Raw genomic sequence first — 23,508 nt, 5'->3', positions numbered from 1 at the left:
GTCTTGAACGTATGTTGGCCGATCCTACATTCTCAAAAGGTCCTTATGACTGTCAAACAGGACCCTATGAACGGAGTGTTTTGCGCGATGAATGTATTCAGAACCGGCATCCTGATGGCGGCCATGACCGCGATCTTTCTGGGCGTCGGCTACATGATTGGCGGCACCAGCGGCATGGGCATCGCCTTTGTCGTGGCCGCTGCCATGAACTTCTTCGCCTACTGGAACTCCGACAAGATGGTGCTTTCGATGCATCATGCGCGCGAGGTGGACGAACGCTCGGCCCCCGAGTTTGTCGCCATGGTGCGCAATCTGGCGGCCTCCGCCGGCCTGCCGATGCCGAAGGTCTATATCATCGACAATCCGCAGCCGAACGCCTTCGCGACCGGCCGTAACCCGGAAAACGCCGCCGTTGCCGCAACCACGGGCCTCCTCGAGCGCCTGTCGCGCGACGAGATCGAGGGCGTGATGGCACACGAATTGGCGCATGTGGAGCACCGCGACACGCTGACGATGACGCTGACCGCGACGCTCGCCGGTGCCATCTCCATGCTCGCCAACTTTGCCTTCTTCTTCGGCGGGCGCGACCGCAACAATCCCCTAGGGCTGGTCGGCACGCTCCTTGTGATGATTCTCGCACCTATCGCCGCGATGCTGGTGCAGATGGCGATCAGCCGCACCCGCGAATATGCCGCCGACAAGCGCGGCGCCGAGATCTGCGGCAGGCCTATGTCGCTCGCCAATGCCCTTAGGAAACTGCACAAGGGCGCCGAAGCGATCCCAAACCCGGACGCCGAAAATGCCCCGGCGACCGCCCATCTTTTCATCGTCAATCCGCTCCGCGCCGGCGGTGTCGACGAGCTGTTCTCGACCCACCCCCGCATGGATGAACGCATCCGGCGGCTGGAAGCGATGGCGATGGGCGCCCCTGCCGCCCGTCCGCATCACAGCCAGCGGCCATCACGCCGCGCCACCGGCACGTCCGGCATTCCGGAAGCCGACGACAAGCGCCAGAAAGGGCCGTGGGGTTAGGGACTTGAGCGGAAAACGGGCCTGAACTCAGTCAAGCTCGCGGGCTTCGTCCACCAGAAGGATCGGGATACCATCCCGGATCGGAAAGGCGAGACCCGCCTTGCGGCTGATCAGTTCCTGCGCGTCCGCATCGTATTCCAGTGTCTGCCGCGTGACAGGGCAGACGAGGATTTCCAGAAGATGCCGGTCGGCGGCGGGTTTTGCTTTGGCGTCGGTCAAGATTGGTCTCCGGTTGCCCGTCAGCTGATCTGCGTGGGCGGCGTGTCCTCATGCGAGGCGATGTCGAGAAGGGCGACCAGAAGCTTCGCCCTGGCCGGCAGATCGGGCGCTTCGAGAAGCGCCTGCTTTTCGGCCGGGCTGAAGGGCACGATCATCGACAGCGTGTTGACGAGGAGCTTGTCGGGCGTGCCGGCGATGGCGTCATAATCAGCACTCAGGCCCTTGTGGTCCAGATAATGATGCAGCGCCTTGATGATGCCTTCATGGTCGATCACCGCCGGGCGTTCCTCGCCTTCGGTGGGATCGAGCCCGAAAGGCTGCCACACCGCCTGCACCTGCCGGTAGGGCGTGGTGACGGCGAGTTCATGCTCGATCCGGAAGCGCCCCACCCCTTCAAGGCGAATCAGAAAACGCCCGTCCTCGGTTTCCTTGCAATCAACAATCCGCCCGGCCCCGCCGACATCATAGATTGGGGGAGTAGCCCCAGGCCGCGCGGTATCCATCCCGCTTTTCGGCTGCACCATGCCGATGACACGTGCGCCGGCCATGGCATCGCGCACCATGGCAAGATAGCGCGGTTCGAAAATGTTGAGCGGCAGGCTGTTCCCCGTCATCAGCACCACGCCGGCGAGCGGAAAGACCGGTATCACCGACGGGAAGGGCTGGTCGTTTGCAGGGCCTGCCGTCATCACCGCCTCAGGAGAAGAGAACCGACGACAGCCGCCGCCGATACTTGATAGTGAAAGGATCGTCGGGGCCTGCGGCCTCGAAAAGCTTCACCAGCTGCTTGCGGGCCGCTTCCTCGTTCCAGCTGCGATCACGCATCAGGCTGGCGAGCAGGGCTTCGGCTGCCCCCGCCATGTCGCCCCGCGCCTGACGCGCGAGGGCAAGGTCGAACCGTGCCTGATGATCTTGCGGATCTGCCGCGATGCGCGCTTCAAGCTCGGCCTCGTTGCCAGCCCCTTCGGCTTGGGCTGCCAGCTCAAGCCGGGCGTTCACCTTGGCGATACGGGCAACGAGTGCCGCATCGCGCTTCAGGTCCACCGGCAGGGAGGCGATCAGTTCGGACGCTGCCACCGCATCGCCAAGCGCCAAAAGCGATTCGGCAAGGCCGATGCGAGCGCGCTCGTTGGTTTCGTCATGCGCCACGACCTGCGACAGGATATCAGCCGCCGTTGCCGCCTCGCCGGCCTCGAGCAAGGCTTCGGCCTGTTCAATCGCCTGCACGAGCGGATCATCGCCGCCCGCGCCACCTACAAGTTCGGCAAGACGGGCCACAAAGGCTTTCACCTGTGACTGGGGCACAGCGCCCTGGAAACCGTCCACCGGCTGACCCTGCCAGAAGGCCATCACGGTCGGCAGGCTCTGGATACGAAGCTGGCCGCAGATCGCCTGATTCTCGTCCGCATTCACCTTCACAAGGCCGACGGCCCCGCCGGCTGCCTTCACCTCGGCCTCGAGCATCGGCATAAGCTGTTTGCAGGGGCCGCACCATTCAGCCCAGAAATCCACAATCACCGGCCGCTCGCGCGATTGCATCAGCACATCTTCGGCAAAGTTTTGCAGATTGGTGTCGCGGATGAGCGCGCCATTTGCCGGGGTGGCGGCTGCGCCGCCGGACATCATCGGGTCCATCAAGTCCTGCCTGTCTCTTCAGGGGGTGGGGATCGTCTGTTCTTCTTAAAACGTCCTGCCGTACGGTTCCAGTGTTCAGTGCGTGATATCGCCGTCCAGATTGACGATCATGGGCTCGAAACCGCAGGCCTGGATGAAGGCCACAAGGTCTTCGCGCCGGATTGTCACCGTCGCCGCATTATGGAGCGGGTGATAGTTGAGAAGCTCGTGCGCCATCATCGCCTTGTCGAGCACGACCATGAGGGGCGGCTCCTCGCCTTCCGCTACCCGCGCATTGATCAGCGCAAAGGGTGTCACCGAACCGGGCACGACGCCCAGCATATCCATCAGGCTGTCGGCACTTGAAAAGGACAGGCGGCCCATGCCGGCAGCGGCAGCGAGACCATTCAGGTCGACCCGGCGTTCTTCGCCAACCACCGCCAGAAGGCGGCGCTTCTTCTTGTCACGCACGAAAAGGCATTTGCAATGGCCGCCGGGAATTTCACCCCGGTGGGCACGCGCGTCTTCCACCGTGAAAACAGGCGCATGCCGGTGCATCGTCACCGTTATCCCGAGGGATGTCAGAAATTGCATGAGGTCGGATTCAGTTGCCGGCATCATTCCTCCCATACGGCCAATCGGTCGCCGTGAGGTCAATTTTTCGGCCATTATAAAGGGAAATCAAGGCCTTGGATCAATCTTCAAAAAAATTCAAAATAACTGTTGCAAAGGGCCTTTTGGCCGCTATATTCCCCCCTCGCAAGGCCGGACGGCCTCGCACCCGATACGCTGATTGAGCGGGCGTAGCTCAGGGGTAGAGCATAACCTTGCCAAGGTTAGGGTCGTGAGTTCGAATCTCATCGCCCGCTCCATTTAACGATGTAATATCAGTGTGTTACGAAGAAGCCACCGCAAGGTGGCTTTTTTGTTTTCGGGCCAGCTTGCGCGTTTTGCACGCAAGCCTGACCGCCAAATCCTTTAATATCAATCCATTAGAGTGCAGGAGCATAACCTTTGTTGAGGTTACGGGTGTGAATGGTATCAAAATCGATACCAATTAGCTATTTCTCTAGTAAACGGTATGTAATTTAATACCATTGTTGAATTTGATATTATTTTTGATACCATTATGCCGTACCGGCAATAATGAGTATCGGATTTGATACCATGGCAAAGCTTCGATATGGGAATGTGACCTTCAAAGGGCGTCTCGCCGGCATCCTTTCGGAAACTGCGATCGGCAGTGGCGGGACAGAGTTTGTCTATGCGGATGACGCGCCTGAGATCGCCTGCGCTTTGCCGCGCGAAACCAGGGTTCATCGCTGGGCCAGCGGCATCCATCCTGTCTTCGCCCATCTGGCACCGGAAGGGTGGCTCAGGAACCGGCAGGCGGCCGTTGCCGATGCCGATACGGAAGATGACTTCGGTCTCCTCCTGGCCTTCGGGGCCGACTGTATCGGCGCCATCGGCATTGAAGATCCGGAACACCATGGCCAGGATTTTACGCTCACCGAAGGTGCGACGGAGGAAACCCGCGCCATCGCCGCCGGCCACAGGACGATTTCGGGCGTACAGGCGAAATTGCTCTGTGAGAAGGCGGGTGATCGCTACGAACCCGCTGGTCGGGATGATGCAGCCCCCATCATCGCCAAGTTCGCACGAGACGACCTCGCCGACCTTGTCGGCAATGAAGCAGTGTCGCTGGAACTTGTGCGGATCCTCCTGCCGAAGGATGAAGTAGCCACCTTCCGGCGCGGCATGGTGGCGCGGGTCGACCGGCCGGCGCTCCTTGTCGACCGGTTCGATCGGGCGGGCACGAATCACCGGCAGAAACTCAGGTGCGAAGATTTTGCTCAAGTGCTAGCCATCCCCCCAGGCCGGGACCGAAAAGCCAAATATCAGGTGAGCTATGACCGTCTGGCCGATGCCCTGCGCTATTCAGCAGCCCCCGCGATCGATGCCTTCATCCTCTATAAGCGTCTCGTTGCCTTCTGCCTGATCGGCAATACCGATTGCCATTTGAAGAACTGGAGCCTTCTGGAAACCAGCCGCGGCCTGCGCCTGTCGCCGATCTATGATGTCCTCAATGGCTATATCTATGGCCGGGAGGGCTATTCGACCCGTTTCGGGCTCCTTGATCGGGGCAACGAAGTCCAATGGGAGGACTATGATCGCGACCGTCTGATCGAAGTCGGCCGCGCCATCGGCTTGACGCCAAAGGCCATCGAGCGCGCCTTCAAGGAAATCGCGACAACGGAAGAAGCCGTGAAGACGCGCCTTCAGGGCAGCCTTTATCTTGGCGAGGAACGAACCACCGATTACCGAACCTCCGTCCTCCAGAAATGGGAACAAATCTATGGCTGACGAAACCATATCCCAGCTTCCGTCCCTCGCTGAGCTTGGGCGCCAAGTGAACGCGCGGCGCAAGGCAGAAGGGCTGAGCCAAAAGGCCCTCGCGGACATTGTCGGGTGCAGTCATGTCTCGCTCATCGCGCTTGAGAAGGGCACCGGCAAACTCAGGCTCGAGACCGCCTGGGCAATACTTGCGGCGCTGGGCTTGTCATCGACATAGTGAAGACGACCCGATTAAATTAACCAAAGCCACAAATAATGCCTCGGAAAGGAACCAAATGCCTGGAATTGAGGCCGATATCGCGAGCTACATGTTGAAAATGGCCAAATTCGAGTTTTGGCTGATCAACACAGATCGAAGCTTGGGTAAAATCTGCGAGAAGGAAAACCTTAGGGTCGTTAGTGGGGTCAACTGGCAGCAGCTCGCTGTTAGGGTTGAGGCAGCTTTCCCATTTGCAAACTTCGATTTTGATAGCTCACAATTCAAAATCTTCAAGGAAACCGTTCCACAGCTACTTACATTGGACCAACGTGACTCCCTCAAATGGGACAGCGCAGATGTGCGAATTGAAACATGGGAAACGCTAATTCAACGAGGCTTCGCACAACTTCGAAATAACATAGCACATGGCAACAAGGCTCAAATGTCAGCGCCTTATACCTATGATCGCACAGAGCAGTTTTTATCAGCGGGGCATGCCTTGATCGAGTTCATCTCAAGGCGTGTTTTTAGAGCGGAAAATTGGGAACGGGAAATCGGGTTTCAGTAGGCTTTCCGGCAAATTGTAGGGTTAAGAATCACTTGCGTGTAACTTGCGTGCAAGGAGCTGGAAAGCGGCAGAATGCGGTCGGAAATCTCCGTGACGGGTTGCAACGCATCTCAATAAAATCAACGCATTAGGTCATGAGTTCCAACCTTGCCAAGGTTAGGGTCGTGAGTTCGAATCTCATCGCCCGCTCCATTAAAAAAGCCACCGGTGAAGACCGGTGGCTTTTTTAATGCCGTGAGGTTGCCGGAAGCCGTTGATAACCGCCAAAGTCAGTGATGAACTTTCTCGGTGAATTCGATCGCGTGCACCTCAGACGCCGCGTTCTCATCCAGATGAAACACTATTCTGTAATTATGGTTGCGTCCGTTTTTGCCAAGGATGCTCACCGTGTGCACCGCCGACAGACGATCTGGGGCAGCCTCCAGTCCGCTCCAGAAAATGGGCGGAATTCCATTTTCTTTGACGAAAGCAACAAAGTCGTCGCAGGCCTGCCTCTCGGCAAGGGCGGCACACGACCATTCATCCCGTGCCACATCTTCAAGCCATTGCCTGACAGGCGCCAGACTATGATAGATCACGCCCGGCATACGGCTGAGATTGCTGGTCACCAGGGTCCAGTCCTGCACACCATCACACCCGCCGCGATTAACCGGAAGGGCATATTCCCATTCTGTACTGAGGCTTGAATAGTGAGGAGACGGCGCTCCGCCGGTCGCAGATTTTTCTACAGTAGCCGTCAGCCAGAATGTCAGCGATTCGCAGATGCCTGCCCCTTCGCCCACGTCGGCGACAGGCAAAACCTGCGCGAAATTGGGTCGGCTTCTTAGCTGGATCTGATAGAAGGCGGAGCCATCTTCATTTCGCACCACGAAGGTGCCGGGCAAGAGCGCAGCGCCCGACGATAGAACCAACCCTGTGTAGCGCTCGAACACATCACTTGCTTCTTCAAGCGAAAGGGATGGTGCTCTGGGTATTATATCGGCCTCGGACGCCCGGGCGAAAAAAGGCTGAAGGTTGGCCAGTAGCAGCAAGACAAGGGTTTTACCTGTTTTCCCGACCATGCCCTATTCCTCCCCCGTGATTGCTACAACCAATGCTATATAGGAATCAGGATTATCCAAAGCCTGCTCGGTTGTCAGGTCTGCAAAAATCGCCTCATGCCTGTATGCCGGGTCACGCCCGTCCTTACGCTGGTGAGCGTCCGGTATGACAGTATGGACTGCTTCATGCAGGAAGGTGATCCACAGATTGGCATCCAGCTGATGCATGCCTCCCAGCCGAATGAAGATATAGCCGCCATACTGAACCGCCAGCGTGTTCTCGCTTTTGAATCGGGCGGCAACTGCCTCGCTTGCATCATCGGTTCTGCCCACCACATGACGCCAGGATAGCACCTTCGACCGTGTCAGGTTTGCCAGGAAGGCGATACTTCTTGCAAGCACATACGAGACGCGCTGAACCGCCTTCGGATCACCCGTCTTGAAATAGTCCGCGAAGATTGCCAGGGCAGACGGGCCAATCTTCACGAGGGCTGCCTGTGTGGCGTCGGCGCGGTCAACCGCTTTCCGGATGGCATCATCGAATGAAGCCCATTGCTCGCCCGAGAAATTCTCCTCCAATCGCTCAAGTGCAGAGCGGTCATCGATCAGTCCCTTGAATTTCCGACCGTTGGCGTCCTGCTGCGCCACCGGAATCGTACCGGCTATGGCTGCAATGACCATCCGGGTCCTATCAGCGTCGTTTCTCGATGCCAGCTTCCCGGCTTCGATAAAGGCGGCACACAGGTTTTTCAGGACCGGGCATTTCGGCAGGCCAGTGAGACCAAGGCGGGTGAGCCCTTCGGCGGCGGGCATCTCGGGCCGGATCAGGAAGGTGTGGGCTGCCGAACTTTTATAAACAAGGGTTTCGCGTGGGCCGGCAATCCATTCCTTCGAAAAGGCAACCGCTTCCGAAACGGCGCGGATCATGGCCCGGGTAACCGGATCGCCGGTGCCCACCGGCTTCACAAATGCCGGGTCAAGAACGAATGCGACCTCGAAGCGACCGTCATCGGCGATGCGAACGGCGGGGTCGCGGCCGGTGGCAGAGGCCAGTGGTACTAGGGCGCGCTCCGCGACCTTCAGGATAATGGCGGCAAGGCTTTCGCGCTCAGGCTTCGGGAGCGGCCAATGCACGCCAACCTCAGTGGCAAGCCGTTTGGCAGCGCTCATGACCTTTACCCTGTCCAGACTCTGGACATTCAATGATACGGTCATTGGGACTTCCTTGAATGGGGGGGTGAAATGCAAGGCGCTGCCCCGAACCGGAGGTACAGTTGATCCTCCGCCGCATGGCCGCGCCGATCGTCAGATGAATGGAAAATGGTGAGCGTCGCACTCACCGCCGGGTCCAGCATCACGCGGGAGCCATCTCGCAAAATAATACGATGTTTGTAATTTTTTGCAAGTGGCCGCTTCCTTGTTTCCAACCTGTACATCAGTGGAAATCCCGGCTCTGAGGTATCAGATCGCGCACGGCACGCGGATGGCCCGCCGGACGAAAGCGGGGCAGGCGGGGATCGTCGCCGCGTCCAGTGCGGGCTTCATCCACGGCGGGCGCCGGCAGGTCGAAAGTGCCGTCCGACAGGGTCAGGAGATCGGCCGAAGCGTCAGTCAGGTGATCCGCCACCACGTGCAGCACATCGTCCGCGAACTGGACCCTGCCTTTCACGACCATCAAGCGGCTGCCCATCAGCGCACGCCGCTCAGCCTCGAACACCTTGGCCCAAACAACGACATTGACGACGCCCGTTTCGTCCTCAAGCGTGACGAAAATCACCCCCTTCGCCGTGCCCGGCCGCTGCCGCACCAGCACGAGCCCGGCGACGGTGACCGGTGCCCCGTCGCGCAAGGCCCGTACCTCCATGGCGGTCGTCACGCCGCGCTCCTGCAGGCGCGACCGCAGGAAGGAAAGGGGATGCGCCTTCAGTGACAGGCGCAGGGTCTGATAATCGGCGACCACATGCTCGGCGACCGGCATCACCGGCAGGATGGCCGCTTCCTCTGCTCCCTCGGCCGCAGTATCTGCATGACGGAAAAGCGGCAGGTCCGGCGCGTCCGAAAGCCCCCGCACGGCCCAAAGCGCGGCGCGGCGATCCAGCCCCATGGAGCGACAAGCATCTGCCTCGGCCAGCTTTTCAATCTCGGCCACCGTCAGCCGGGCGCGGGCCTGCAGGTCGGCAAGATCGCGGAAGGCGCGATGACGTGTCGCCATGATCCGTTCTGCCGTGTCTTCCCGGAAGCCTTCGATCTGGCGCAGGCCAAGCCGGACGGCGTGACCGTGGCCGTTGCCGGGTGCTGCTTCAAGGGTCGAATCCCAGTCGCTCAGGTTCACATCCGCCGCGCGCACCTCCACGCCGTGATCCACTGCATCGCGCACGATCTGCGCGGCGGCATAGAAACCCATCGGCTGGCTGTTCAACAGGGCCGCCGCAAACACATCGGGGTGATGGCATTTCATCCAGGCGGAGGCATAGGCGAGATGCGCAAAGCTCGCCGCATGGCTTTCGGGGAAACCGTAATCGGCAAAGCCTTCGATCTGCTTGAAGCAGCGGTCGGCGAAATCGGGGGTATATCCCCGGCGGGTCATGCCGCTCGTGAAGCGTTCCCGGAAATTGCCGACCGTGCCGCTGTTCTTGAAAGTCGCCATGGCGCGGCGCAGGCCGTCGGCCTCGCCCGGCGTGAAGCCCGCCGCCACGATGGCGATCTTCATTGCCTGCTCCTGAAACAGCGGCACGCCCATGGTTTTGGAAAGCACATGGCGCAGCTCATCTGGCGGGCCATGCTCGGGCGCGGGCGACGGATAATCGATGGTTTCGCGCCCCATGCGGCGGCGCAGGTATGGGTTTACCATGCCACCCTGAATGGGGCCCGGCCGCACGATCGCCACCTGCACGACAAGGTCATAAAACTTGCGGGGGCGCAGGCGCGGCAACATCGACATCTGCGCACGGCTTTCCACCTGAAAGACCCCGATACTGTCGGCCTTGCAGAGCATATCGTAGGTGGCGGTATCGTCCTTCGGAAGGGTCGCGAGGGTTGCCGTCAGCCCTTTCGCATTTTTCAGGAAGGCAAAGCCGCGCCGCAGGCACGACAGCATGCCAAGCGCCAGCACATCCACCTTCAGGATGCCAAGCGCATCGATATCGTCCTTGTCCCATTCGATCACGGTACGATCCGCCATCGCCGCATTCTGGATGGGGACAAGCCGGTCGAGCGGGTCTTCGGTCAGCACGAAGCCGCCGACATGCTGGCTGAGATGGCGGGGAAAACCCATCAGTTCATGCGCGAGATCAAGCGTCTGCCGGAGCCGCGCGTCCGTGGGGTCGAAGCCCGCCTCCATCACCTGTTCATCGGGGATTTCGCGGCCATAAGAGCCCCAGACGGTGCCGGCAAGCCCCGCAACCGTGTCCTCCGACAGACCCATCGCCTTGCCGACCTCGCGAATGGCCGAGCGTGCCCGCCATGTGATGAGCGTGGCGGCAAGCGCCGCCCGGTGCCGACCATAGCGGGCATAGATATACTGGATCACCTCCTCGCGCCGCTCATGCTCGAAATCCACATCAATGTCAGGGGGCTCGCCCCGCTCTTCCGAGATGAAGCGTTCGAACAGCAGATCTACCTGCGTGGGGTCCACATCCGTCACCCGCAGGGCATAGCAGACGACCGAATTGGCCGCCGACCCGCGGCCCTGGCAAAGGATATGCTGTGACCGTGCGTAGGCGACGATATCGTGCACCGTCAGGAAATAGGCAGCAAAGCCGAGCCGCCCGATCAGCGCAAGCTCATGCTCGAGCGTAGTCCGCACCGCCGGCGGCACGCCGTCCGGATAACGTCCTTCGATCCCGTCGCGGGCGAGTGTTTCAAGCTGGGCCTGCGCCGTCATCCCCGGCGGCACCGGTTCGTTCGGATAATTGTAGCGCAGTTCATCAAGCGAGAAGGGGCAGGCCTCGGCAATCTCGAGCCCCGTCTGCAAGGCTTCGGGGTGACCGGCGAACAGCCGGGCCATCTCGAACCCCGGCCGCAGGAACCGCTCGGCATTCGGGGCCAGCCGGTAGCCCGCCGTGTCGATCGTCACATGCTCGCGCACGCAGGTAAGGATATCGAGAAGCGGGCGCCGCTCGGGGATATGATAGCGCACGTCGCCGGTCGCAAGGAGCCTTGCTCCCGCCTCCCGCGCCAGCGCCGCCATGCGGGCGAACCGGCGCCTGTCCCGCCCGTCATACTGCGGGCTGACGACAAGGGCCGGGGTCATATCCAGCGCCTCCCGCGCTGTGCGCAGGGCGCTGACGATATCGGTGCCGGCCTCCGGCACCATGGCAAAGTGCAGGCCCGTGGCGTGCGCCGCCACGTCATCCAGCGTAAGGTGACATTCACCCTTTTCCGCCCGCCGGTTGCCAAGGGTGAGAAGGGCGGTGAGCCGCCCCCACGCCGCCCGATCGGTCGGCCAGACAAGAAGCGACGGCGCATCCATGAGGTCAAGCCGGCAACCGGGAATGAAGGGCATCCCGCACATTTTCGCGGCCTTGTGCGCCCGGACAAGTCCGGCCACCGAATTGCGATCGACCAGCGCCAGCGCCTTCAGGCCCAGCGCTTTCGCCATCAGGACAAGCTCGTCCGGATGCGAGGCCCCTCGCATGAAGCTGAAGGCGCTGGTCACCTGAAGTTCGGCATAATCGGCCACGCATGATCCTTTCAGGCAAAGAAGCCGTGCAGATACCAGGCAGGCGTGCCGTCCTCGGCGTGGCGCACACCGGGCACGCCATATAGTCCATGACGGAACAGCCAGAAACGCGGCCCGGCGGTGACCTCCACCCGGTAATAATCCCGGCTTTTCGGGGCGTCGTGCCGCCACCATTCGCTCGACAGGCGTTCCGGCCCCTCGGCGCGCGCCACCCGCCACGCCACCCGCCGCCAGCGGAAGGTGAGGGGCGGGCCTTCGGGCACTTCGGCCATCACCTCGATGGGTTCGGGGCGCGACAGCAGACGCAAGGGACGCGGCGGCAAGTCAGCGGGCAACCGGTCCCAGCCAAGGTCATCGGTGGCGGGGGCGGCAAGCGTCTGGGCGCGTTCCGGCAAATGGCTTTCGCGGTGACGGAGCCGCGCCACACTGCCCTGCCCGAGCCGGGTGCCGAGCCGGTCCATCAGCCGGTCAAGCGCTTCGGTGGTGCGTTCCTCGTGCCCCGCGGCCATCTGGCGTTCGGCGAGGGGGATACAGTCATGCGCTTCCATCAGCAGCAGGTCGATCCCGAAACCGGGATCAATCTCCGGTATCTTTTCCCGCAGGAGCCGCATCAGGTGGGCCGCGTCGCGGCTTGCCCGGCTGGTGCCGATGGCCGCCACCTGCAGGCTGCCGTCCGCCCCGAACGCGAGCAGCCGCAACCGCCTGAGGCCCTGCCCTGCCGTTTCAAGCGCGTGGCTCAGGTCCGTCACCAGCGAAGCCGCCGCCGCCATCAGCCCCTCGGGGGTCATCAGAGGCTCCATGAAGGCGCGGCGCACCCGCCAGTCGGGCAAGGGGACAAGGGCACCCAGAGGATCGGGCTTGCGGCCCGTCACCCGGTCCAGCCGGTCCAGAAGATCACTCACCTGCCGGGCTTCGGCCCCGCGAAAGCGGCGGGCAATGCCGGTGCGCGGCAGGGCGGCAATATCACCAACCGTTTTCAGCCCCAACCGCTGCAACAGGAGGATGGTCCCGCCGTCCAGCCGGAGGGCAGCGACCGGCAGGGGGGCGAGCAGGGCCGCCAGCGTTTCGGGTGCGGCGACCGTGCCGTTCGCACCATAACGCGCCAGCGCCCAGGCCGCCCCTCGTGTCGGCGCCAGTGCGACACGAGCACTGATACCAAGCCCCGCGAGCCAGCCGGTGACGGTTTCAAGCATGCAGGTCTCGCCGCCCATCAGGTGATCGGCGCCGGTGGTATCCACAAGCAGGCCTTCATCGCCGTCGGTCGCGGTGATCGGGCTCATCCGCACGAACCAGCGGGCAAGCCGGACAAGCGCTTCAGCGTCGGCTTGCCGGTCGGCTGGCAGCACGGCAACATCCGGCACGATGGCCCGCGCGTCCGCCAGCGGCTGGCCGATGCGCAGCCCCATGGCACCCGCCGCTTCGTCAACGGCGGTCAGAAGCTGGCGGTTGCCGGCCTGTTCGTAGAAGACAAGCGGCCGGTCAGGCGCTGGCGAGATGCCACCCTGACGCCGCCAGCGTTCCACCGGCCAGTGGGGCAACCATAGCGAAAGAATGCGTCGCATCGTTCCATTCCATGAAAGAGGTGGCAGGTGGCTCGCCGCCGCGATGCTTTTCGAGCCGGGCGGCAAGATAGGGCTTCAAGTCGTCATCCGCGTCGCGCGCAGCGGCGGAAACCTGCACCCGGCTGAAAGCGGCAGGCGCTCCGGCCCCGCCCGCCGGGCCAAGAACCATGCAGGGCACCCCCGATTCGCGCGCTGCCAGCGAAAGGCGGCGGCTGGCGGTGAGATCCATGTCCGCGACCTCGCCCACGACCAGCCCGACAGCGCCCGAGCGCAAGCCTTCCTCCATTGCCCACAAGGCGTCGATGGCGCGCCGCGCCCGCACAAGGATGAAGCGGACAGGCGTTACCCCTGCCTGCTGCAAGCCGGGGCCGTAAGGTAGGCCTTCATCCATGATCCGGTGATATTCGCCCACCCACAGGATAGGTTTGCCGCCTGCAATATGGGGGGCCAGCGCCCAGAGGCTGGCGGCGGCGATATCGGCCAGCCGTTCGGGCCTCACCTCATCCAGCCGGGCAGGGGACGAATCGGCTTCCGCCTCTCCGCCCTCAAGCGCCCGGATCAGGTGCCGAAGCTCCTCCCGTTTGGCTGAACAGGCCGGGTTATCATTCTGTGCGAAATCGAGCGGCATGATCCGCCTCTTGGTCTCATCTGTCGTGACTCGGGTGTTTTTGTTCTTGTTATGTTCTATTTTAAAGAACCAAGAGTCAAGGTCTTTGCGCGCCCGCCGGATTGATCGCCTGAAGCCGGTCAGTCATTTCGCGGGCGTAAGCCGTGTCGCCCGCCTTTGTCGCCGCCGAGAGGCCGAAACGTAGAAGGTTTTCATCATACGGATGCGCGGCGATGGCGTACTTGAGTTGCCCGAATACCGCCGCACCGCTGCTGTTCAGCGCCACAAGATAGACATAGGCATAGCGCGCATTCAGAGGCGCAGCTTCCGTCGCCTGTTTCAGATGCTCGAGCGCCGCCGCAAGATCGCCCTGCCGCACGAAGGAAAGGCCGAGGGCATGATGGATTTCCGGGTCCACAGGGCTAGCCGCCTCAGCCGCCGCCATGAGAAGCGCATGGCTTTCATCCTGCCGCCCTGTCTGGCGCAGGAATTCGGCCAGATTGATGCGGGCTGGCGCGAAGCCGGGGTCGATGCGGATGGCCTGCCGGTATTCAGCTTCCATCGCGTCATAGTCGTGCCGCACAAGATAATGCCGGGCGAGATTGACCCGGCCTTCGCCCCGCCAGCTGCTGCCTTCGTCCGCCGCCATCAGCTCAACGAAAGCCCGGCCGGTGAGGTCGATCCCCGGCGCATCCAGAAGGCTGCGGGCGGCCTCGACCCGAACAGCGCGGAGCGGATCATCAAGGAGCGGGCTAATATAGGGCGCGCGATCAACGACCGGCAGCATGGCAAGCCCCCGGATCGCGCCGATGCGCATCAGGGGCTTGTCGCTCACCAGCACCCCTGCCGCCAACCGGGCAAGGGCAGGGTCCACCACGCGCGGCACCAGCGACAGCGCGGTTGCCCGCACGATTTCGGGCTGGCGGTCATCGCCTATAAGCCGGACGAGGCCTTCGCGCGCTGCCGGGTCGCCTTGCCGCGCCTGATGGATGGTGACGGCATAGCTGTCCCGCGGCTTCCGTTCGGGGAACCAGCGGGCGATCACTTCCGCGGCCCAAGCGGGTTTACGGTCCAGATGACAGCTTGTGCAGGGGTCGGGGCTGCCGGTGCGCAAGGCCATATCCGGGCGGGGCACCTTGAAGCTGTGGTCGCGGCGCGGGTCCACCACCATATAGGTGCGCGCCGGCATGTGGCAGTCCACACACTGGCTGCCCCCCGCATCAGGTGTGTGGTTATGATGGCCCTTTGTGTCGAACACCTCGCTTGCGTGGCACTGGGTACACAGGCCGTTTCCCTGCACCTTCAGCTTCATGCTGTGGCTGTCGTGACAATCAAGGCAGCTGACGCCCGCCGCATACATCCGGCTTTGCAGGAACGAGCCCCAGACATAGACCTCATCCCTGATCTGTCCGTCCGGGAAATAGAGCGGATCATCCAGAAGCGACGGCAGAAACTGGTCGAGGAACTTTTCGCCCGGATCGATCCCGTCAGTGAGCGGCGCGCGCAGGCTGTGGCAACTGGCGCAAACCTCGATCTCGGGCCGCGCGCGGGGCGCCTTGCCGGTCCAGTGCGCCGTCGCCTCGCCGTCGGCCCGCACAAAGCCACCGTCCTGGCGAAGGTAAGCCATCAGCTCGTCCTTCCAGCCGTCATCCACCCCGCCGCCCTTCAGCCAGGCTTCCGCATGGCGTGCCGCACCTGCATGGCAGGATGAGCAGGAAACATTGACGCTCGCATACTGCGTGTCGAACCGGTCAGCCGAAGGATCATACCGGCGCGTCAGGCCGGTAGAATGGCAGTCGGCGCACATACCGTTCCAGTTCTGGAGCGGCGCCTTCCAGTGCAGCCTGTCGCCCGGCACAACATTTTCTGCCGGATAGTTCGGGAACCAGCGCTGTCCGCCTTCCACCGCTGGCCGACTGTCCCATGCAAACGGCAGCACCTGATATTTACCGCGTTCCGTTTCCACCAGATACTGCTGCAGGGGGGCGTGGCCGAAGGTGTAGGCAACGGTGTAGGTTTCCCCGCCTTCACCCTCACTGATCGCCACTTCGAACGCATCGCCGCTGCGGCGGAACGTGGCGCTGGTGCCGTGATGGCTGACGGTCACACCTGAAAAGTCGCCGAGAACGCTCGCCCCGGTTGCCACCGCCATCGCGTGGGCATGATCGGACAGGGACCAGGCGGCATGCTCGGCCTGGTGGCAGGTGCTGCAGACCTCGTCACCCGCGAGAGCGCCCCCAGCGCCCGCGAGCCACAAGGCAGCACCGATAAATGCCGCAACCGTCCGTTTCCCCATCGGGATATCCCCTTCCGGCACGGATGGTAAGCGGACGGCATCACCGCCTGCAAGCGCCGCGCTTGTCGGGCTCAGGCGTCGGCGCGGCAATAGCTGTCGATAAACTGCTGGTGCGTGGGCAGGCCCGCGACCGTTGCCGCCACCCGCTCCCGCATCGTGGCGAGGGTCTGTTCAAGCCGCCCCGGTGTCATCAGAAGCGCCTGTTTGTGCCAGCTTTTCGGCTCCAGCCGCTGGCCGATCATCACCTGCAGCCAGCTGTCCACGCGGAAAAGATCGTCGGGCGCCTGCCACGCCTGCGCCGTTTCGCGGAAGAGCGCAATCCGCTCGGCAAGGCTGTCGGGGATGCTCATGTCACGGCAATAGCGCCAGAAGGGGCTGTCGTCGCGTTCGGTGAGCTTGTAATGCAGGATGATGAAATCGCGCACGCGGATCAGTTCGTTGTCCGCCATGCGGTTATAGCGTTCGCGCACTTCGGGCGTGATGCCGCCGAAGGGGAACTGCTGCAACAGGCGTGTCACGCCGATCATGAACAGATGGATGCTGGTGGATTCGAGCGGTTCGACAAAGCCCGAGGAAAGCCCCAGCGACAGACAGTTTTTCACCCACATCTGGCGGCGTTTGCCGGCCTTGTAGCGGATGAGCCGTGGCTCGATAAGCGGCTTGCCTTCAACGGTCGAGAAAAGCTTCTCGCGCGCTGCATCCACCTCCATATGGTCGGTTGAAAAGACGATGCCATTACCCACCCGGTGCTGCAGCGGGATGCGCCACTGCCAGCCCGCCTCGTGCGCGATCGACCGCGTATAGGGGATGGGATCGGCCACTGCTTCCGTTTGCACCGCAAGGGCCGCGTTCGTCGGCAGCCAGTGGCTCCAGTCCTCGTAGCCCGCCTTCAGCGTCTCCTCAATCAGGAGCCCGCGAAAGCCGGTACAATCGATGAAAAGATCGCCTTCGATGCGGGTGCCCCCATCCAGATGCAAGGCCGCGATATCGCCGGTTTCACCTTGCTGCTCCACCCGTGCGATCTTGCCCTCGATACGCTTCACGCCGTCATTCTCACCGATCTGGCGCAGGAATTTGGCATAAAGCCCGGCGTCCAGATGATAGGCATAATTGAGCGGCGTCTCGCCACCTTTGGTGAAGCGCCCGGCCTCGGCAGCCTTATATTCGGGATAATAGTCGCCAAGCGGCCCGGCGTGGCCTTCCGCACGGCCCTGTAGCCAGAAGTGCTGAAAATCCGCCATCCATGTGCTGAGAGGCACAGACCCGAACGAATGGATATAGCGGTCGCCGATCCGCGCCCAGTTTTCAAAGGCGATGCCAAGCTTGATGGTCGCCTGCGTGGCTTTCAGGAAGGATTGCTCGTCGATCTTCAGAAAATCATGGAAGGTGCGGGCGGTTGGTATCGTCGCCTCGCCCACGCCAACCGTGCCGATGGCCTCGCTTTCAACCAGCGTCACCTCCACGAGCCGCCCAAGCATGCGGGCAATGGCGGTGGCGGCAATCCAGCCGGCGGTACCGCCACCGGCGACGACGACACGGGTGGGATTATCGCTCATCTCTGCAGTTTCCTCATGATCAGGGCGCGGAGACGCCGGGCCGTCACATCATCAATGGGGGCAAGCGGCCCCTGCGCACCTTCGGGCAGATGGGCGCAGGGACGGGCGGGGTCGCCGAACACATAATAGTCGAACAGACTTTTCCAGGCGGCCTTCTCATCCGCCGGCCGGTCCCGAAGGCTCAGAAGCGCATGCAGAAGCGTGACCTGCGGGCTGTCGATATAAGCCGGCACTGCGTTCCACCAGTAATTCACAAGCACATTGAAGACATCGAGCGCCTCCACATTATGCCACCACATGGCGGGGTAAACGAGCACGTCGCCCGCCTCCATGTCCGCCACTTCTGCAGCTTTCAAGGCTTCGGCGAAGCGCGGGAAACGGGCCATATCGGGCGCCGTGAAATCCACCATGCTGACCACCTGCCCGCCGGGCGTGGGCTCGAGGGGGCCGGGATAGAGGTTTGCGGCCTGATCCGGCGGAAACAGCGTGAAGCGGCGGCGGCCAACGGCGGCGACGGCGATATTGTGGCTATAGTCATAATGGCAGGCGGCGGTGGTGCGGTTGCCGATCCAGAGGCTCGCGAGGCCCGGATAGGCCGTCAGCATCGGATGAAGGGCGCCAAGGTCGAACGGGTTTTCGGCCCGGAAGCCGGGGAAATAGGCATCGGCATCGGTGGAGCCGATATAGACAGCCCCCGCCCCTTCATCGCCGATGGTGCCCAGGATTTCATCCAATACCGGCGAAAGCGGTTCACGCGTCGCCTTGAAATTGAAGCCGTCGACGGCATCGGTATAGAAAAAGCGCCCACCGATTTCCAGCTCGCCGCGATACACGACGACCGGATCCCCCGAATGCCATGACTTCAGCTTGTCGGCGGCTTCAGCAGCCGAGCTTTTGCCCGCCTTCACCAGCGCCCAATCGCTTGCTGCGCCCTTAAAAAGGACAGGGCGTCCCTCTGCCATCAAGGCTTCCCAGGCAGCACCGGTGGGGAGCGGCCCGTCGCGCATGGCGACCTTGGCGAGAGCGCCAAGCGGGGAAGCATCAGTCATCAGGCACCTCTCCGCTGGCGGTAGGCGATCAGGCGGCTCATGTTAGTGAGCGACGCGGCCGCAAAGACCGCAACTTCCAGAAGGCCCGCCTTGTTCAGCCGTTCGAGCGTGGCGCCATCCAGCGACGCGATCTTTTCAGGCGTCACGGCGAGATAGCCTTCGAAATCGACAACTTCGGTGTCGGAAACGCTGACCTGCAACTGCACGGGCTCAGCCAGTTTCATTTCGGTGAAAAGCGTCGTCAGCGCATTGGCGGCCTCGACGCCCATATGAATGGTGCGCAGGGCATCGACTGCAGCTTCAAGCGCCGGTGCGTGCCCGCCCTGGGGCAGGAACAGGGGCTCGCCCTTGCTACCGTCCGCAACGATGCGCGGATGATCGAGATCTACATGGATCACCGGCTCGCCGTCGTCCGCAAAGCCGATCATGAAAGGCCCCCGCCGCATGAGCGCAGGGATATAGAAGGCGTTCCAACGGTCGCCATCGAGATAGAGATTTTCATCGCGCCCGAGGCCAAGGATGGCCAGCGCCTGCAGCATATTCTGTTCGTCGCGGCGGAACAGGATCGGATAGTCGCGCTGGACATCCGCAAATTCGCTGGCGAATACCGCGACCTGATTGACCGCCTCGCCGAAGGCGGCACCATGGCCGGTCAGCACCCGCAGGCTGCCATGATTCACATTATCCAGTCGCGCTGTTGTCATTGAATTTTCCCCTCTCCCGTCTGCCCTTAGCAGATTTGACCTGCCCCGAGAAGGGAGAGGCCGCGCCCGGGGGCGCGACCTCTGTTCGCTCGAGGGAAACGGAAGCCCAAATCAGAACTTGTAACGGGCCCCGAGGAGGAACCGGCGATTGCCTTCCACGATGAACCAGGGCTGGTTCTCGGTGCGGGCAAACGTCTTCACGTTCGATTTGGTGAGGTTGATGCCTTCAAAGGTGATCGACAGGTCTTCGGTGACATCATAGCTCAGGCTCAGGTCAAGCTGATCGTACGACTTCACGAACACCGGCGCGCGGGAGCTGCCGCGGCTGTTGTTGTTGAGGAACGTACCACGCCAGTTGTAAGCCAGGCGTGCCGAGAAACCGTATTTCTCGAAAATCAGCGTTGCGTTCGCGGTGTCGGAAAGACCGAGGAGCGCGAACTGGTCGGCGTTCGTGGGGGCGGTGATATCGTAGCCGATATCGCCTTCCACGATCGTATAAGCGCCAGCCACACCGAAGCCCGTATTGCCGAAGAAGTGCTGACCGGCGATTTCCCAGCCCCAAATATGCCCTTCTTGGTTGTTCACCGGCTTCTGCACGCGGAACTGATAGTAAGGATCGGACGCGTTGGCATCGATATCCACGTTCGCCGCCACCTGATCGATGAAGGCCTGACCGAGGCTGCCATTCGAATAGTTGGCAAGGAAAGTGGCCTGTGCCTGATCCATGCTCAGGGTATCGATGAGCGCGGTCATGGTGAACAGGTTGTCGTCCGAAAGGTCGGCACCGATCGAGTTCAGGAAATCGACAGCCGCACCCGAACGCGTACCGGCGGCTCCTGAACCGGGGTCACGCAGGTCAAAGAGCGTCTGCGTTTCCTGACCCTGACCGACGAAGTTTTTCACGCGCTTGTCGAAGAAGCCGACCGACACGAAGCTCGAGTCAGCATAATACCATTCGAACGAGACGTCGAAGTTGTCGGAAACAAGCGGCACCAGTTCGGGGTTGCCCGCGGTGGCGTTCGGCGTACCGCCAAGGAACGTCGGACGGTTCGGGTTGTTGTTGCCGATATCAACAGTCGAGAAGAGATCCCCGAAGCTCGGACGCGCGATGGTGCGGCCCCAGGAAACACGACCGATGATATCATCCGTCAGGTCCACCGAGATATCGAGGGCCGGCAGGATGTGGTTGTAGCTGTTCGATACTTCATAATCGATGCTGCCCCCGGCAAGCTCGCGGATGAAGTCATTGTTCGAATACCAGACGAGGCCCGCCGGCGGCGTGATCACCGATACCGAGTTGGTCTTGGTGTGTTCGTAGCGAACACCTGCGACAACATTGACCGGACGATTCAGCAGTTCGGCGTTGAGATCGACCTGTGCGTAAGCTGCCCAGATTTTCTCATTCACACGGTTATCTCCCGTGCCGCTGATGGTGCCAAAGCCCGGGTACTGGTTGCCAAGGGCGGTATAGAGCTCGGTCGCATCGCCCCGGAAAGCCACGAGGGACGCCCCGGTTGCCATCGGGTCGAAATGTGAGAATTCGCAGACGAGGCAGAAGGGCGTGACAATGTCACCGGCATACTGGGCAACGTCACCCACATTGGCCACACCCCAGTCACCAAGGGCCTGATAGGTCTCGGTGCGGGTCTGAGTCATGCGGCTGTCGCGGTACGAACCACCGAAATCGACTCGGTTGTCATTGTCCATGTCCCACGAACCATCAAGGCGGATTTCATCCGTCTTCTGGATCTGGGATGAGGTCATCGAACGTGCGACCTGGCTGCCAAGGTCAGCAAGATCACGCTGGCCGTTGGCATTGCCGTTGCCGCCGGTTGCCGGATTGTCATTCGGTGTCACGGTCTGGACCGGGAAACCATTGACGATGGCGAAGGTCTGGTCGGCAATATCCTTGGTCGCGATCGCAACAAGGGTCGAGGAATGGCCGAGCGGGTTGTTCGGCAATGCCTGCGCCTTCGAATGCTGGCCATCAAGTTTCAGGGTCAGACGGTCGGTCGGCTTGTATTCGATATTGAGGCCGGTGGAGAACAGCTTGTTCTTCAGGCCACGATATTGCTGCTCGAAGCCGCCGTCCTTGGTGCCCGAGATGATGTCATCGATGAAGATGGCGGTTGCCACATCCGGATTGCCATCGAAAGTGACCCTGTCGAACGGACGGTTCAGCCAGTTGGTCTGGTCGGTCCGGAGTTCATCAGCCTTGTTCTCATAATAGGTAGCATCCGCTGTGATACTCAGCGTATCGGACGGCTTGAACTGCATGGTGAGCTGACCGTTCGTACGCTCCCGGCTGAATTCAGAATACTGGAAGCGGGTGTCGTTCGGGAAAGCGACGAGCTGGTTCGGATCGCTCGGGGCGCCTTCGATAACCGTCGAACCGTCGCTTTTCACACGGCCGCGACCGGTGTTCGCGAAGTCGGCGAACGATTCGGTGTTCCAGTCGTTCACAGTGACCGACGCTGCCGAATTGTTGCGGCGTTGCCAGCTGCCGAAGAGGCCAATGCCAAAGGTGCCTTCGTCATTCGCCCAGTTAAGGAGACCCGAAAGCTCTGGCGTAACACGCGAGAAGTCCTCGGTGTCGCCCTCGTCGTAGACTGCCTTTGCCCCGATCGAGCCTGTGAAACCGCCGTCATTACCGTCAAGCGGCTTGCGGGTCACCACGTTGATCGCAGCACCGAGGCCACCCGAGGTGACCGACGCCCGGGAGGTCTTGTAAACCTCAAGGCGGCTCACACCTTCGGATGCAAGGTTCGAGAAATCGAAGGAGCGCGACGTGCCTGTGGCGAAGTCGCCGCTCTGGTCGGCACCGACCGTGTCAATCGACGCGGTAGGCAGCGCACGGCCGTTCAGGGTGACGAGGTTGTAGCCGGGGCCGAAGCCGCGAACCGTAACCTTCGAACCCTCCCCGTTGACGCGGTCAATCGACACGCCGGGGATACGTTGCATGGATTCGGCAAGGTTTGTATCCGGGAACTTGCCGATATCTTCGGCGGAAATTCCATCGACCACACCATTCGACTGGCGCTTCAGGTCGATCGAACGCTGGAGCGAGGCGCGAACGCCGGTGACGACGATCTCCTCAAGCGTGCTGTCATCCGTATCGGCAGCATAGGCGGCCGGTGCGGTCGTAAAAGCAGCAATACATGCGGCATAAGACGCCGAGCACTTCAGTGCCCGTGCGAGTGACGTGCGTGACATATGATTCCCTCCCAATCAGCAGTCAGCTTATGTAGAAACCCGGCCCCTCGCCGGGATTCAAAAAGCGTGCTGGTAACGTTACCAACTTGGTAACGCTAACATCAGGCTAAACCATGGTCAATCCGGGATGAAATGAATTTGCAAAATAAAATGTAACATATTATTTTAATTCATGTTTTTGTGATAAAAAAATGCAGAAAAGGCAGCAATACTGCCATTACGTGTGTCTGGTTTTTGGATGAAAATGGTGAAAATTTGCGTCGGATCACACACCCCGACAGCTTTTCTGTTGCCATCGTTTCAGGGCCCGTTAGGCTCGTCCCCGGCAGCAGTTTCCGGAGGATGGTATGACGGCGATCGGGCTTGTGGCGCATGACGAAAAGAAGGCGGCGATGGTGGCATGGGTCACCGCGCACCGGGCGGCCCTCAGCGCCTTCCGCATCTTTTCCACCGGCACTACCGGCGGGCGCATTCGCGAGGCCTGCCCCGAGCTTGATGTGACGCCCCTGAAAAGCGGCCCGCTTGGCGGTGACCAGCAGCTTGGCGCCATGATCGCAGAAGCGCGGCTTTCGGCCCTTGTCTTCTTCATCGATCCGCTGTCGCCGCACCCGCATGACGTGGATATCAAGGCACTCATTCGCATCGCCGCCCTCAATGACATTCCGCTTGCCATCAACAGGGCGAGTGCCGATCTCGTGCTCGCCGGCCTCAAGGCCTGACTGCGCGGCACAGCGTCCGCATCGCGCACCACCCGATTGGGGGGTTGCCCTTGTGGTCGCCCTGTCCCTAGACTGCCGCCAATTCAATGAATGA

19 protein-coding genes and 2 tRNA genes are annotated in these 23,508 nt (G+C 61.6%); 7 read left to right on the top strand and 14 right to left on the bottom strand.

Going from position 1 to position 23,508, the window contains the following annotated elements; genetic code table 11:
- Positions 1-87: 87 nt before the first annotated feature.
- Entirely contained in the window at positions 88-1,032 is a 945-nt protein-coding gene (gene htpX / locus OU694_RS11435; protein WP_308911139.1) for a zinc metalloprotease HtpX, read from the top strand.
- A 27-nt stretch (positions 1,033-1,059) separates the two neighbouring features.
- Here htpX and OU694_RS11430 read toward each other — a convergent pair whose 3' ends face one another.
- The 4 genes from OU694_RS11430 to OU694_RS11415 all read right to left on the bottom strand — a co-directional run bounded on the left by OU694_RS11430 (position 1,060) and on the right by OU694_RS11415 (position 3,459).
- Entirely contained in the window at positions 1,060-1,251 is a 192-nt protein-coding gene (locus tag OU694_RS11430; protein WP_308911138.1) for a Trm112 family protein, read from the bottom strand.
- 20 nt (positions 1,252-1,271) lie between these two features.
- Positions 1,272-1,940 (bottom strand): LON peptidase substrate-binding domain-containing protein, encoded by a 669-nt coding sequence (locus OU694_RS11425; RefSeq protein WP_308911137.1) that lies wholly within the window; start codon positions 1,938-1,940, stop codon positions 1,272-1,274.
- 7 nt (positions 1,941-1,947) lie between these two features.
- The gene (locus tag OU694_RS11420) at positions 1,948-2,886 is read right to left on the bottom strand and encodes a tetratricopeptide repeat protein (protein ID WP_308911136.1); all 939 of its coding nucleotides are present in this window, start codon (positions 2,884-2,886) and stop codon (positions 1,948-1,950) included.
- A 75-nt stretch (positions 2,887-2,961) separates the two neighbouring features.
- A complete protein-coding gene (locus OU694_RS11415) occupies positions 2,962-3,459 on the bottom strand; it encodes a prolyl-tRNA synthetase associated domain-containing protein (RefSeq protein ID WP_308911135.1) in 498 nt (165 codons plus the stop codon).
- 203 nt (positions 3,460-3,662) lie between these two features.
- Here OU694_RS11415 and OU694_RS11410 point away from each other — a divergent pair.
- The 5 genes from OU694_RS11410 (at position 3,663) to OU694_RS11390 (ending at position 6,179) form a co-directional block, all read left to right on the top strand.
- Positions 3,663-3,737 (top strand) — tRNA-Gly (locus OU694_RS11410).
- Between the two features lie 295 nt (positions 3,738-4,032).
- A complete protein-coding gene (locus tag OU694_RS11405) occupies positions 4,033-5,229 on the top strand; it encodes a type II toxin-antitoxin system HipA family toxin (RefSeq protein ID WP_308911134.1) in 1,197 nt (398 codons plus the stop codon).
- On the top strand, positions 5,222-5,437 hold the full coding sequence (locus OU694_RS11400) for a helix-turn-helix transcriptional regulator (protein ID WP_308911133.1): 216 nt from the start codon (positions 5,222-5,224) through the stop codon (positions 5,435-5,437). Before OU694_RS11405 ends, OU694_RS11400 begins: the two co-directional genes overlap by 8 nt.
- Positions 5,438-5,495: 58 nt before the next feature.
- Complete coding sequence (locus OU694_RS11395) at positions 5,496-5,987, top strand: hypothetical protein (protein ID WP_308911132.1); 492 nt, start codon at positions 5,496-5,498, stop codon at positions 5,985-5,987.
- A gap of 74 nt (positions 5,988-6,061) precedes the next feature.
- Positions 6,062-6,179, top strand: a tRNA-Gly gene (locus OU694_RS11390).
- Between the two features lie 77 nt (positions 6,180-6,256).
- Here OU694_RS11390 and OU694_RS11385 read toward each other — a convergent pair.
- The 10 genes from OU694_RS11385 to OU694_RS11340 all read right to left on the bottom strand — a co-directional run bounded on the left by OU694_RS11385 (position 6,257) and on the right by OU694_RS11340 (position 22,695).
- Positions 6,257-7,048 carry a hypothetical protein gene (locus OU694_RS11385; protein ID WP_308911131.1) on the bottom strand — a complete coding sequence of 264 codons (792 nt, stop codon included), beginning with the start codon at positions 7,046-7,048 and terminating at the stop codon, positions 6,257-6,259.
- A 3-nt stretch (positions 7,049-7,051) separates the two neighbouring features.
- Entirely contained in the window at positions 7,052-8,197 is a 1,146-nt protein-coding gene (locus tag OU694_RS11380; RefSeq protein ID WP_308911130.1) for a M35 family metalloendopeptidase, read from the bottom strand.
- Positions 8,198-8,462: 265 nt separating this feature from the next.
- A complete protein-coding gene (locus tag OU694_RS11375) occupies positions 8,463-11,708 on the bottom strand; it encodes an error-prone DNA polymerase (RefSeq protein WP_308911129.1) in 3,246 nt (1,081 codons plus the stop codon).
- Between the two features lie 11 nt (positions 11,709-11,719).
- Entirely contained in the window at positions 11,720-13,270 is a 1,551-nt protein-coding gene (locus OU694_RS11370) for a Y-family DNA polymerase (RefSeq protein WP_308911128.1), read from the bottom strand.
- Positions 13,188-13,898 (bottom strand): ImuA family protein, encoded by a 711-nt coding sequence (locus tag OU694_RS11365; protein ID WP_308911127.1) that lies wholly within the window; start codon positions 13,896-13,898, stop codon positions 13,188-13,190. Before OU694_RS11365 ends, OU694_RS11370 begins: the two co-directional genes overlap by 83 nt.
- Positions 13,899-13,974: 76 nt before the next feature.
- A complete protein-coding gene (locus tag OU694_RS11360) occupies positions 13,975-16,173 on the bottom strand; it encodes a cytochrome c3 family protein (RefSeq protein WP_308911126.1) in 2,199 nt (732 codons plus the stop codon).
- A 71-nt stretch (positions 16,174-16,244) separates the two neighbouring features.
- Positions 16,245-17,729, bottom strand: a complete 1,485-nt coding sequence (locus tag OU694_RS11355; RefSeq protein WP_308911125.1) for a tryptophan halogenase family protein — start codon at positions 17,727-17,729, stop codon at positions 16,245-16,247.
- Positions 17,726-18,778 (bottom strand): cupin-like domain-containing protein, encoded by a 1,053-nt coding sequence (locus OU694_RS11350; RefSeq protein ID WP_308911124.1) that lies wholly within the window; start codon positions 18,776-18,778, stop codon positions 17,726-17,728. The genes OU694_RS11355 and OU694_RS11350 overlap by 4 nt, the downstream gene beginning before the upstream one ends.
- Positions 18,778-19,482: a SapC family protein gene (locus tag OU694_RS11345; RefSeq protein ID WP_308911123.1), complete on the bottom strand. Its 705-nt coding sequence runs from the start codon at positions 19,480-19,482 to the stop codon at positions 18,778-18,780. Before OU694_RS11345 ends, OU694_RS11350 begins: the two co-directional genes overlap by 1 nt.
- A gap of 111 nt (positions 19,483-19,593) precedes the next feature.
- Positions 19,594-22,695 (bottom strand): TonB-dependent receptor, encoded by a 3,102-nt coding sequence (locus OU694_RS11340; RefSeq protein WP_308911122.1) that lies wholly within the window; start codon positions 22,693-22,695, stop codon positions 19,594-19,596.
- 347 nt (positions 22,696-23,042) lie between these two features.
- Between OU694_RS11340 and OU694_RS11335 the strand changes: the two genes are divergently transcribed.
- Entirely contained in the window at positions 23,043-23,414 is a 372-nt protein-coding gene (locus tag OU694_RS11335; protein ID WP_308911121.1) for a methylglyoxal synthase, read from the top strand.
- The last annotated feature ends 94 nt before the right edge of the window (positions 23,415-23,508 follow it).

It is taken from the genome of Pseudokordiimonas caeni, from assembly GCF_026719705.1.
Lineage (GTDB): Bacteria > Pseudomonadota > Alphaproteobacteria > Sphingomonadales > Kordiimonadaceae > Gimibacter > Gimibacter caeni.
This window is presented reverse-complemented; position numbering and strand designations above follow the sequence as displayed.